The 13261-nt window shown below is 42.1% G+C and carries 8 protein-coding genes and 1 tRNA gene; 8 read left to right on the top strand and 1 reads right to left on the bottom strand.

Translation table 11 applies throughout. The annotated features are described in order from the left end of the window. Nucleotides 1-111: 111 nt before the first annotated feature. The 6 genes from J3L18_RS03615 to J3L18_RS03590 all read left to right on the top strand — a co-directional run bounded on the left by J3L18_RS03615 (nt 112) and on the right by J3L18_RS03590 (nt 10293). Complete coding sequence (locus tag J3L18_RS03615) at nt 112-2319, top strand: tetratricopeptide repeat-containing sensor histidine kinase (protein WP_129570732.1); 2208 nt, start codon at nt 112-114, stop codon at nt 2317-2319. 244 nt (nt 2320-2563) lie between these two features. Next, entirely contained in the window at nt 2564-3055 is a 492-nt protein-coding gene (locus J3L18_RS03610) for a cupin domain-containing protein (protein WP_129570733.1), read from the top strand. A gap of 666 nt (nt 3056-3721) precedes the next feature. Beyond that, entirely contained in the window at nt 3722-4549 is an 828-nt protein-coding gene (locus J3L18_RS03605) for an SDR family NAD(P)-dependent oxidoreductase (RefSeq protein WP_129570734.1), read from the top strand. A gap of 62 nt (nt 4550-4611) precedes the next feature. Next, on the top strand, nt 4612-5529 hold the full coding sequence (locus tag J3L18_RS03600; protein WP_129570785.1) for a helix-turn-helix domain-containing protein: 918 nt from the start codon (nt 4612-4614) through the stop codon (nt 5527-5529). Between the two features lie 806 nt (nt 5530-6335). Then, nucleotides 6336-8165 (top strand): PAS domain-containing protein, encoded by a 1830-nt coding sequence (locus tag J3L18_RS03595; RefSeq protein WP_129570735.1) that lies wholly within the window; start codon nt 6336-6338, stop codon nt 8163-8165. A gap of 736 nt (nt 8166-8901) precedes the next feature. Further along, entirely contained in the window at nt 8902-10293 is a 1392-nt protein-coding gene (locus J3L18_RS03590; RefSeq protein WP_129570736.1) for a sensor histidine kinase, read from the top strand. Nucleotides 10294-10359: 66 nt separating this feature from the next. Here the strand turns inward: J3L18_RS03590 and J3L18_RS03585 are convergent. Further along, nucleotides 10360-10433: transfer RNA gene (locus tag J3L18_RS03585), tRNA-His, on the bottom strand. Nucleotides 10434-10557: 124 nt separating this feature from the next. Here J3L18_RS03585 and J3L18_RS03580 point away from each other — a divergent pair. Further along, a complete protein-coding gene (locus J3L18_RS03580; protein ID WP_189549364.1) occupies nt 10558-12654 on the top strand; it encodes a heavy metal translocating P-type ATPase in 2097 nt (698 codons plus the stop codon). 103 nt (nt 12655-12757) lie between these two features. After that, nucleotides 12758-13228, top strand: a complete 471-nt coding sequence (gene rnhA / locus J3L18_RS03575; RefSeq protein WP_090533387.1) for a ribonuclease HI — start codon at nt 12758-12760, stop codon at nt 13226-13228. Nucleotides 13229-13261: the final 33 nt, after the last annotated feature.

Genomic DNA, 13261 nt, shown 5'->3' with positions numbered 1-13261 from the left:
TTAGTATTTTTTTGCGGGCGATTATTTACAAGTCATGGCTCGTTAATCACGCTAATATTTTTTTAATAACCTTTTATCACAAATTGAACGATACTTTTTGGTTAATACTCAATGGCTGCACGATCTAAAAATACTATTCTGAAGTTTCTTTTCTTTGCCGGAATGTTATTGGCAATTGTTTCCCCTTGTTTCAGCCAGCAAAACAACTTATTAAAAAAACTTCATGATAGCAAGCCAGATACTGCTCAATTAAAAATCCTACATGAATTAGGCAATTATTACCTAAAAAAGCAATATCAGAAAAAGAAGAGCGACCTGGACAGTGCAAAATACTTCTTCACTAAGGAACTTGAGCTTAGCAATGCTTTAAACGACACATCTAGGTATGGTAAGTACGAAAGCCTGGGCAAACTAGGAGAAGTCAGTTTTGCGAAAGGTAATAAAGACCAAGCCGATGCTTACTTCGTGAAAATCATAAATCATTACCAGGACATCCACGACCTCTACAATCAGGCGGTCATATTGCAATGGTTCGGTGAGAAAGAAACAAATGCTTCAGAAAAAATTGAAATTTTAAAGAAGGCGCTCGAAATTTTTCAAAAACTAAAAATGCCGGCGAGGATCATTGATGTCAACCTGGAAATTGCCGGCGGCTATGTATCGCTAAATAAATTAGATACAGCCCAACAGATTTGTAAAAAAGTTGTCAGCCAATATAAAAACGCTAATGACCTGCAACTTGACCAGGTATACAGGCTCCTGGCGTCTGTAAACCGATATCAAGGCAATTTGAACCAATCCCTTTTTTATATATTGAAAAGCGTCAAAATATCGGAGTCAAAGGGCAAAGCCTCTGAATCGACCTATGGTGAACTGGCACAGATCTATCAGGACCTTGGAGAAACGGAGAAGAGCATTTATTACTACAAAAAGACGATCGAGCTGAGAGAGAAAGGCAATAACGTCCCGCAGGAATATATATTCAGGACAGCGGGATTCGTAGTACAGGGGTTGATTAAATTAAAACAGCCGCGTGAAGCGCTGAATTATATCGAATATATGGAAAGGCGGCATCCGCATGACAGTAAGTTCATGGCTGCCGTAATTGAGCAAATCAAAGCAAATTGCTACGAGGCGCTAAACGAACCTACTATGGCCGAAAAAAACTACCTGGCGATGATGAGAGATTACAATGAGGGCGGTATAAACACGGAAATAATTGAACTTGCGAAATACGATATTGCCAGGTTTTATATACATCAGAAAAAATATACCAAAGCCGCCTACTTTTCAAAGGGAGGAATAACGATAAATAGCATTCCGCGGGCCCGCGATTTTGAATTGCTTTTTTTTCAGATCGACTCAGCGCTGCGAAATTTTCCTTCCGCCATAAACCATTTTAAACGATATAAAGCCTTAAGCGATTCGATTTTCAACGAAGCCACAAGCAAGCAAATTGCCGAATTGCAAATTAAATATGAAACAGATCAAAAGGAGAAAGATATAAAATTACTAACTAAGAGCAATCAAATCAAGGATAACATTGCCCGGCAGGCAAATACTTCACGCAATGTTGCCCTGGGTGGTAGCGCCGCGGTAGTTTTATTCATGGTGTTATTTTATTACAACTACCGGCTCAAACAAAAAACCAATAATGAGATCAGGGAGAAAAATGATGCACTTAACCAATTAGTTAAGGACAAAGAATGGCTGATCAAAGAAATACACCACCGGGTGAAAAACAATCTTCAGATCGTCATCGGCCTTTTACAAAGACAATCGTCTTTTGTCGACAACGCCGAGGCATTGGCGATCATTCAGAATAGCGAACACAGAATGCAGTCGATCGCTTTGATCCACCAAAAACTTTACCAGTCCGACGATTTGGCATTAATTGACATGGCGGATTACATTGATGGATTTGTTTCCTATCTAAAAGAATACCTTGATCCACAAAGCCGGATAATCTTTCTGCGAGAGGTGGACGCGATACAACTGGATGTTGCACAGGCTGTTCCTGTTGGCCTTATTTTGAACGAAGCGATCACGAATTCTATAAAATATGCCTTCCCCGAAGATGGCTATGGAACAATCAACATAACTCTTACTGAAACTTGTGAAAACAGCTATTTATTGATCATAGCCGACAATGGCCGGGGGCTTGAGCCGGGATTTAATATAGAGGAATGCCGCTCTTTAGGGATGAAACTTATTAAGGGTTTAAGTAAACAGCTAAATGGCAAGCTTCAAATCATCAGCGAAAAAGGTTTGTGCTTAAAGATCTCGTTCAAAACCGATGCGGTTTTAATGGGAGGATGACTCATCCCCCCTTCTTTCTTTAACCTACGGTACAGAACATCCCCCTCCCCAACTGGGATTCTTTTTCATTCAAGATTGCCTGAGACCACTGCATATCGTGGTTGTTTATTCACAACCTCGATATGTCGTACCAAAAAAAACCAACAACATATTAAATTTCTGATTATCAGAAAATTAAATAATTGGCATCTAAGTTGAATGAAGTGATGATATGAACGTCTTTTTCACCTTTAAAAAAAACTTTATGTTTCGCATCCTTACTTTCTCGTTGTCGGCGCTTTTATTCGCCGGTACTGCCAGCGCCCAAATTTCCAAGAACGGTCAATTTCGTCTAAATCTCCACGAAGTGAAGGCCCTTAAAACCGGTTGGGGTACAAATGCTCCCGGATCGTCCAATTATTCGGCTGTTAAGGAAATAGTAATCATGGGCAACCCCTCCAAACAAGGAATGTATATGATACTGCTGGAGATTGAACCGAATACCAAAATAGCCGCCCACATGCATCCGGACCAACGCACGGCCACGGTACTGTCGGGCACATGGCACTTTGGTTACGGTGACAAATTTGACTCATCAAAACTCAAAGAGTTGCCCGCAGGCAGTATTTATTCGGAAGTAGCCGGACAGAATCACTTTGCCATGACCGGAAAAGAACCAGTTATTGTCGAAATAACCGGGTTCGGCCCATCCGGAGTAACTTATGTCGATCCGAAAGATGACCCTTCCCATAAATAGCATAATACTTCAACTCAGAATTTTGAAATTCTAACTGGGCATATTAGCAGAGCGTCGATACTCATGTTAACATGGATTTCATTTACATATTGATTCAAACCAATTATTCTGACTATCTCTATCTTTTCCTAAGATTATTGGCCGTCATAATTATTGGGTCGAGAGTTCGAATCCCCCCGCCTCCACTTTTTTTTTAGAATTTATATAATAACAATTTATAAGTAACTTAAAACTAAGTCAGGTTCTGTAATAAAAGCATCCCATTCAAATTCACATAAAAGCATTTAATTAACCTGTTTGAATTAAATAATAACAGAGCCTGCTTAATGACGCAATTTTTTGTCATTGCACCCGGAACCTATCAGTTGTTAGGCATTACATAACTAACTTCGGCAGGCTTATTCATCATTTGATGGATCGCCCTCTTGGGGCTATTGCTTCTGGCTTCCTACCTGTGGGGCGCTGTGCACCTGCAGCATGGGCAAAATATACTTTTCCCCGCAGCGATTAAAGCCCTGATATGTCCCTGCGCTTTTTTGGAGATCTCTCTGGATGTGTCCCGGATTACCTGAAAAAATACAGAGATCAGCCTACAAAGAACAGTAATTAGGCTACAAAGCAAAAGGCTTGTTCCCTGAACTTTGCTTTCATCAAATAAAATATAGTATGACACAGCAAACGAATAAAATATGGTTCATCACTGGCGCTTCGCGCGGTCTGGGACGTATATGGACAGAAGCGGCATTGGAGCGCGGAGATCAGGTGGCCGCGACGGCCCGCGAATTGAGCAGCATCGCTGCATTGAAAGAACAATATGAAGATAGGGTATTAACACTGGAACTTGACGTGACCAACCCTGCTCAGGTCAAAGAAGTCGTAAATAAAGCGCATGAGCATTTTGGCCGGTTAGACATCGTGTTGAATAACGCGGGGTACCCACTGATCGGGACGATCGAGGACGGCAGTGCCGGCGATATCCGCGCCCTGTACGAAACCAACGTGATAGGCCCTGTTAGTGTGATCCAGGCGGCTTTGCCGCTGCTGCGTGGGCAAGGTTACGGACATATCCTGGGTACTTCCAGTAACCTGGGCCATCTGGCTATGCCGATCCTGGGCTATTACTGTTCGTCCAAATGGGCGTTTGAAGCTATCCATGAAAGCCTGGCCCTGGAAGTGGCACAGTTCGGTATCAAAGTCACCATCATTGAACCTGGCGCATATGCAACCGAATTTGGTAGCGATCAGATCCCGACGATTTTCGAAGGAAACCCGGTTTACCACGATTTTAAAGCGAAATTCATGGAGGGTATAAAAGGCATGGAGAGAGGCAACCCGGCCGCTACCCCGCAGGCACTGTTCAAAGTGGTGGACTCCGAAAACCCGCCGCTGCGTTTTAACCTTGGTAGCCATAACCTAACCGGCCTGAAAACTGCCTACGCGGAGCGCATTGCCACCTGGGAAGCCTGGGATGAAGTTTCGCGCTCGGCGCAATGAAATTACAAAATACGGACACCAGCCACTGCAAATTACGGCTTGGTGTCCTTAACTTAGCTATGATGAAAAAGGATGAGAACCCGCCATTGAAACTTGAGTCGCTGACCGAGGCGCACCGGATGTTCGGCTTACCGCAGCCTAAACACCCGCTGATCAGCCTGATTAACGGTGCACACACGGTATTGGAAGGCAAATTACCCACCCGGCATGTGCTGGCCTATTACAAGATCGCCTACAAGCCCAGGTTAGGCGGTAAGTTGAAATATGGCCAGGGCTATTATGATTTTGATAACGGCGGTTTGTTATTCGCCGCACCGGGGCAGATCATCGGCGGTAACGACCTGGAGGGGGCGGTGTGCTCAGAGTACACTCTCATCATCCACCCGGATTTCTTTTTGGGGTACCCACTGGCTAAAAAGATCAAGCAATATGGCTTCTTTTCCTACAGCACCAACGAAACACTGCATCTCTCGGAAGAAGAAAAAAACACGGTCCTGGCTATCTTTAGCTTTATGGAAAATGAACTCGAAGGCCGGATCGACGACTTCAGCCAGGAGGTGATGATCTCCCAGATTGAACTGCTGCTCAGTTATGCCAACCGTTTTTATAAGCGGCAGTTCCTGACGCGCAAAGCGGCCAACACCGACATCCTGCAACGGTTGGAGGAAACGCTGGATACGTATTTCAATGATGAACTGACGTTGAGCCACGGAATCCCTACCGTTGCCTACCTGGCCGAAAAACTGAACCTTTCGCCTAACTACCTGAGTGACATGCTGCGATCACTGACCGGGCAAAGCGCCCAACAGCACATTCATGATCATCTCATTGAAAAAGCGAAGGAAAAATTATCTACCACAAGCCTGTCGGTCAACGAGGTGGCTTATGCTTTAGGTTTTGAGCATTCACAGTCGTTCAGTAAGCTATTTAAGACCAGGACGAATCTTTCGCCGCTGGAATTCAGGAAATCTTTTAATTAGCAACTTGCCTGTTATCCGCTATCATTTTAATAATTACACATTTGGCAGATAATAGTTGACCCGTTTTTTGCAGCTACCAGAATTGCCGGTTGTTCGGCAACTTGAACTAACGAGATTGCAGTAGCCAAAAACTTCAGATTTGCACAGAAACGCCTTTTTCAAATTACCTGCTCCCAAATGTTCTTTGCCATCCTTAAGGACGACAACTTTTAAATTGGCAACCTCCTTATTAATGGGATAACTGCCCTCCTGGGTAACCACACGCAGCGTAATTTCGTGGCCGTTTTTTGCTGCCTTGAATTTGATTTTGCTGTACTGCTTTTCTTAAATCCCCAACCTTCGCCCTTATCCCAGTAAAGTTCGCCCGTAGCGTTGTCTTTTGCATCTGGATTAATATATAGCGTTAAAGTCTTCAACGATTTCTCACCTGTATTTTGGATAACTGGAGAAACTGTTTTGATTGGCCCCGTCTTCACCAATTTTATTTAAAGTTTTGACTGATAAATAAAGGCGGTCAAAATCAAATTGGCCTGCAGGGGTCAATCTGTTATGGTTTATCCAGCCATTTGATAAGTCAAAATATCTTGGCACATGATATGAGATCGCACGCGATATTATTGTTCGGAAATTAACATCTTATGTCGGATTAATTATCTGACTTCAACATGCATTTACTGTAATTAATTAAACTTAGTTGTATTGTGCTCGAACCAATTTTTAAACGAAAATAAAATTCATTCTTTTGTTACTTTTTAAACTCTCATAACTTACATTTATTTGTATTTACAGGTGTTAGGACCAAGATTATGTCAAAGAGAAATGATGCTTCTTTACAAAAAATTACCGCTGCTGGTGGGAGTTACGTAGAAAAAACCAAGGGCCAGGTAAAAACCAAGAAACACGACTTGCAATACCGTGTGCTGTTTGACAAAAGCCCGTTACCAATGCTCATATATGAGTTATCTAGTTATAGAATACTTGATGTAAATGAGATGGCTGTCTTACATTACGGATATAGCAAGGCCGAATTTTTAAACATGACTATACATGATTACAGGCCTCAAAAAGATGTTGAAGAGGTTAATAAGATACTTAATGGCCTTATTGATAAAAATCGGGCATACCAATTTGGGGTATATGAGCATTTAAAAAAAAACAACACGACTATTAACGTTGAAGTTTCGGGTTACGCCATCACTTATGACGACAAAGAATGCATGATGGTTGTATTTAACGATATTACCGAAAAGGAAATTAGCTTGAAGAAGATAAAAGATAACGAACAAAAGCTATTGGATAGCCAACAGCAGTTATCGCTTATATATAACAATGTTAAAGATGTAATTTTTGTGATTAGCATTGAAGCGGACGGGAAGTTTAAATTCCTATCTGTAAACCAAGCCTTTACCGACATAACAGGAATTCAGGAAAGTGATGTTATAGGAAAATACATTGACTATATAATTCCCGAACCATCTTTAACCCTGGCGGTGTCTAAGTATAAACAGGCGATAAGTAGTAAAGAAAAAATTACCTGGACAGAAACAACACCATACCCTACAGGCACAAAAATAGGGGAAGTAACAGTTACACCAATTTTTGACCAATACAATAATTGTATGCAACTGGTAGGGTCGGTACACGATATTACCGAATTGAAAAAAGAAGAACGACAGCTGAGATTATTGGAATCTGTGATTACTAATACCAACGATTCGGTAATTATAATGGAGGCTGAGCCATTTGATGAGCAGGGACCACGTATCATATATGTTAATAATGCATTTACTAAAATGACGGGATATACTGCAGCCGAGGTTCTGGGTAAATCGCCAAGAATTCTGCAGGGGCCGAACAGTGATCGGGCCGAGTTGGCACGACTTAATGAGGCAATCCGTAATTGGCTATCCTGTGAGATCACAATTATCAATTATAAAAAGAGTGGCGAGCAATTTTGGATAAACACTTCTATTACACCCATAGCAAATGAAAAGGGTAGGTTTACTCATTGGATTGCGATTGAGCGGGATGTTACAGAGCAAAAATTAGCAGAGCAAAAATTAAACAGTTCTTACAAGGAAAGAAATGAAATACTGGAAAGCATTGGCGATGGCTTTTTTGCGATGGACAAAAATTGGGTAGTAAACTATTGGAATAAAAGGGCCGAAATTATTCTGGAAAAGCCTCGCGAAGAAGTTATTGGACGAGACCTGAGAGATATTTACCCCGATATACCGGGACGTGCTACTTACGAGCACTACAAAAAAGCGTTTAAAGAAAAAACTGTACAATCGTTTGAAACATTAAGCCCTGCCGTGAATAGGTGGTTTGACGTAATGGTTTACCCATCCGAAAACGGATTGTCGGTGTATTTTAAGGACATTACCGAAAGGTTGCTTCATTCCAAAGCTATAGAGCAACAAAATGAAAAATTAAGGACAGTTGCCTGGATGCAATCGCACTTAACCCGGCCTCATGTTGCAAATTTATTGGGCTTAATGAATGTTTTGAAAAACGAGGAATTAACAGAGGCTGAAAAGGGGGAGGTATTAAATCATTTGTTAACTGCAGTTAATAAGTTAGATGCAATAATATTAGAAATCGTTGAAAATGCTGAGGAAATAAAATATAAATAACAATTCTGAAATGAAAGTCTGCAAAGGTGAATAACTTTAAACGGCAAAAATTTTATATAACCGTTTTGATAACCAGCAGTTTTACCGCTAACAAATTCATCTACAGGTCACCGGAACAAAGCGATTAATGGTTTATTTTGGTCGGGCTAAAATTATAAAAAACTTGTAAATAATTGACTTACAGAAATTTCGCTCTAATTAAATAATACTTAGCGGTGGGATTGAGTCGTTCTTGGCGGTGCCGGTGTTATAAAAATAGGCGCCTTGCCTGACGAATAATTTGATAATGGCTAAAGCCATCTCTCTGTTGTGCCGGTTGTTTGTGCAGTTTTTTTGCTTTCGCCAGGTTTTTCAATGGGGCAAATTCATTTTTGCTCAATTAGCGAGGCGGAGAGCGTAGGATTTAAAATATTTCAAACACGCCTAACCCTTTATCCGTTTAGCGGCCGGGCTCCGGTAGAGGATCTTAAAGCGACGATCAAGTAATGTCACGCCGAGGTCACTCCCGTCAAAAATTTTCGAAAAGGCAGTTCCAGTATCTGATTTTACTTATCGATAAAGTGGCCGTACATGGCCGGGTTATTAATCAGGTAATGAAAAGCAATGATATGTCATTATCCGACAAACAATATCAGAAAAAATAAAAACAACCCAGGGGCCTAAATCTCACATAAACAACTTTTTAAAATAAATGGCGTATAGAAGTATATTCTTGCGCTCCAAGTACCTGTTCATCATGCAAAACCCTAAATTAAACTACTTCTTTGTTCGGTACTGCCGACGTATTCCTCACTTGTGGAACTCATTAATTGGCGATTCCTCAAATTTCTCGCTTGAATCACGTATATTTCATTCAATCAGCCTAAGCCTGATGGTTTTGGCCGCCTGTTATATTCCATACAATCTTGTCGCGGGTCTGAAAGTAGCAGCTGTATCATGCCTGTTGATTGGCACCGTTTTCCTGCATCAATTCTATTTCTCCAGATTCAGGAGCAAACCGCATAGTAATGTCATATTCGGAATAACCGGACTTTTCATATTTTCAGTAAACTATTTTTCCAACGCCGGCATCAGCGGTTCCACAGACCTCATCTGGCCGTCTTACTTGTTACTCGTGTTTGCCATCTCGCCATACCGGCAGCACCTTGCCTGGCTTTCAACATATGTCATCGTTTTTATATTGATCCACTTGGCCGAATACCTCGATCCTTCCCTGGTGAGCCATCCTTTCGTGCAGGGCAAGGGCCAGGTCCTTGACCGGATCACGGCGTTTCCCATTCCTGTGCTGGCGATTTATATCATAATCAAATTTATCAGGAAAAATTATGATAAAGAAAGAAGCGAGGTATCGGAAAAAACGAAGTCCATCGAATTAAGAAACGAGCAAATGCTGCAACACAAAGAACAGCTTGAAAAAAGCAACGCAGAAAAGAGCAAACTTATGTCGATCATTTCACATGACCTACGAGCGCCCCTGATCAATATCCAAAATTATCTGGAGCTATTAAGCGAGGATCAATTGGACAGCCAGGATAGGGAAATGCTGGAAAACAGTTTGAAAAACGCCACCCGCGATACGATCAACATGTTGTCTAACCTGTTAAACTGGTCAAGGACACAAATGACAGGCCCCGTTGTTCACCTCACCGCGCTTAACTTGCTGGGTACCCTCCTGCCAACACTGGAAATGGAACGTTCATTGGCTGCAGTAAAAAAGATAGATCTTAGATGGGACATTGCATCCGGGCTTACCGCAACCGGCGACAAAGACATGCTTGAGCTGGTGATCCGCAACCTGATCAGCAATGCGATCAAATTTACTCGACCGAACGGTCTCATTTTAATCCGTGGAAGCATATCCGGTGCTGATTGTAAGCTAGAAGTAAACGACAATGGAGTTGGTATACCATCGGACAAGAGAGCAGGTCTTTTCTCTCCGGTTACCGAACCCGCTTACGGTACAGAAAACGAACGGGGTATTGGCCTCGGCTTGGTGCTTTGTAAAGATTTCATGGAACGCCAGGGCGGCAGGCTTAATTATGAAAGCACTGTCGGAACAGGTTCCAGTTTTTTTATTTTTCTCCCCCTGTCTGAACAGGTGCCCAACCTGCCGGACCGTGCCAGGTAATAATGAGCCATAATATGGGCGTAAAAAAAGGCCCATTTACGTATGTAAATGAGCCCTATAAAAGCGGGTAAGCAATGGGGCTCGAACCCACGACCCCCAGAACCACAATCTGGTGCTCTAACCAACTGAGCTATGCCTACCGTTTTGTTTTTCGAGTGTGCAAAAATAGAAATCTCCCGGTTAATTGCAAACTCTTTTTTAAAATTACATTAAGCTTACCCGTTTAATTTAGAATGATTATGCTTAATAAGTATTTTTGTAACTATGGCTGAGCAATTGATAGAACTAAATGTGACCGGCATGCATTGTAATAATTGCGCAATGTCCGTCCATAAATTCCTCGAAAAAAAAGGTTTACACAATATCCTGGTTGATTTTGCCGGCGAAGAGGTAAAATTTTCAACCAACGATGAAACCCGGCTGCCTGAAATAAAAAAAGGGATAGAAAGTTTAGGTTTTAAAGTTGTCGAGGATCTCAGCACCCATTCGGTACCGTTTTACGAACGGGTAGAAAACAAATTTATCTTCTGCGCCATCTTTACCGCACCACTTTTGCTGCACATGATATTACCCTGGCACTTTCTGCATCAGCCCATAATTCAATTGTTGTTATGCCTTCCGGTTTTTATAGCTGGATGTTTACACTTTGGCAAAAGCGCCATTAGTTCAATAAAGGGAGGTGTCCCTAATATGGATGTGCTCATTTTTGTGGGCTCAACATCGGCATTTATATATAGCCTTATCGGCACAATACAAAACCTCGGCCCTCAATACCAGTTTTACGAAACTTGCGCCACCATTATTACCCTGGTGTTGTTAGGTAATGTGTTCGAAAAACGTTCGGTGAGTCAAACTACCTCGGCTGTAAAAGACCTCATCAAATTTCAGGAAGTGAATGCCAATCGCATCATAAATGGAAGCGTTGAAATAATCAATGCCAAAGAGGTGCGCCCTGGTGATACATTACTGGTTAATGAAGGCGATAAAATACCTGTTGACGGCGAGATCCTTTCAGGCCAGGGTTCGGTTAATGAGGCCATGCTCACAGGCGAAAGTATCCCGGTTGAAAAACAAAAATACGATAAGGTTATTGGAGGTACTATATTGCTTAATGGCAATTTCCATATGCTGGCAACCCGTGTTGGCTCAAATACCATTCTTGCGCAGATCATCGACCTGATGAAGAAAGCCCAGGCGGCTAAACCACCTGTTCAAAAACTCGGTGATAAGGTTGCGGCTGTATTTGTCCCTGTGGTAATACTGATAGCATTGACCACCTTTATGCTCACTTACTTTGTTGGCGGTTCGGGTTTACAACATGCTATCATGAATGCTATTGCTGTGCTGGTTATATCTTGTCCATGTGCCATGGGTTTAGCCACGCCCACTGCTGTTATGGTTGGTTTGGGCCGGGCGGCTAAGAACGGCATCCTGGTAAAAGGCGGAGATACGATTGAAGCTGTTACTAATACCAGATATGTAGTGTTTGATAAAACAGGTACCCTTACAACCGGCAAGTTTATCGTTAATGAGATCAGGATTGAGAATGGTGCGGATATAGAACACATCAGGGGCATGATCACTGCTATTGAGGAACGATCTAATCATCCTATAGCCAAATCGCTTGTAAATGGTTTAAAAGGATTACCTCAGCAAAAGCTCATTTTAAAATCGGTTAAAGAAGAAAAAGGCCTGGGTATGCGTGCAGAAGATATCCACGGCAATAATTACTTTTTGGGTACAGCGAAAACCAACCACCAGGCCAATTTCAACATTGTGCTGTATAAAAACCAGGTACTGATGGCGCAAATTGCTGTCGATGATCAGGTAAAACCTGAAGCCGCCACGCTTATAACTCAACTTAAACAAATGGGTATTATCCCGGTACTGTTGAGCGGTGATAAAAAAGACCGTTGCCTTAGCATAGCTCATCAATTAGGTATCACAGAGGTTCATGGCGAAAAACTTCCTGAAGAAAAACTGAAGGTAATTGACATTTATAAACAAAAAGGTAAAACCATTATGATAGGTGACGGCATTAACGATGCTCCTGCCCTAACCCATGCCGATGTTGGCATATCAATGAATGACGCCAGTCAGGTGGCAATTCAGTCGGCCAGTGTGGTATTATTAAATACCGACCTGCATTCAGTGATCAAGTTTTTACAGATCAGCAGGCATACGCTGCTTACCATAAAACAAAACCTTTTTTGGGCCTTTGCCTATAATATCATAGCTATCCCTGTGGCAGCAATGGGTTTCCTTAATCCTATGGTTGGCGCACTCACCATGGCGTTTTCGGACGTGGTAGTGATTGGGAACTCATTGAGACTGAAGATTAAGAAAGTCGATAGACCATAGTCTATAGCCCATAGTTTCTATTTGCTTTAGATCAATGCAACGTATGATTTAAAGTTTCTTACTTTTGCCATGGACTATCAACTATCGTCCATGGACTTAAGATATGATCGAGATTTTTACAGACGGGGCTTCAAGCGGAAATCCGGGACCGGGTGGATACGGTGTGATATTACGTTCGGGACAGCATTATAAAGAGCTATCCGAAGGTTTCCGGAAAACTACCAATAACCGGATGGAGCTACTTGCTGTGATCAAAGGCCTGGAAGCGCTGAAAGCGCCCAATCAAAATGTAATGATCTTTTCCGACTCCAAATATGTTATTGACGCTATCGAAAAACGCTGGGTTAATGGTTGGGTAGCAAAAGGGTTCGCAGGCAAAAAAAACAAAGATCTGTGGATGCGCTATTTGGAGATCAGCAAGCTTCATAAAATTAAATTCACCTGGGTGCGTGGGCATAACGGCCACCCCGAAAATGAGCGTTGCGACCAATTGGCAGTAGCTGCTGGTAAACGCCCTCCCCTGCTTATAGATTCTGTTTTTGAGGCTGAGAATGCAAGGGCAGGGATGGTTTAGCTTTGCGGGAGACGCAATTATGCGTCTCTACAT

This window comes from Mucilaginibacter gossypii (assembly GCF_017569325.2).
GTDB lineage: Bacteria > Bacteroidota > Bacteroidia > Sphingobacteriales > Sphingobacteriaceae > Mucilaginibacter > Mucilaginibacter gossypii.
Note: the sequence above shows the minus strand (reverse complement) of the source record. Positions and strands in the feature narration are given on the sequence as shown.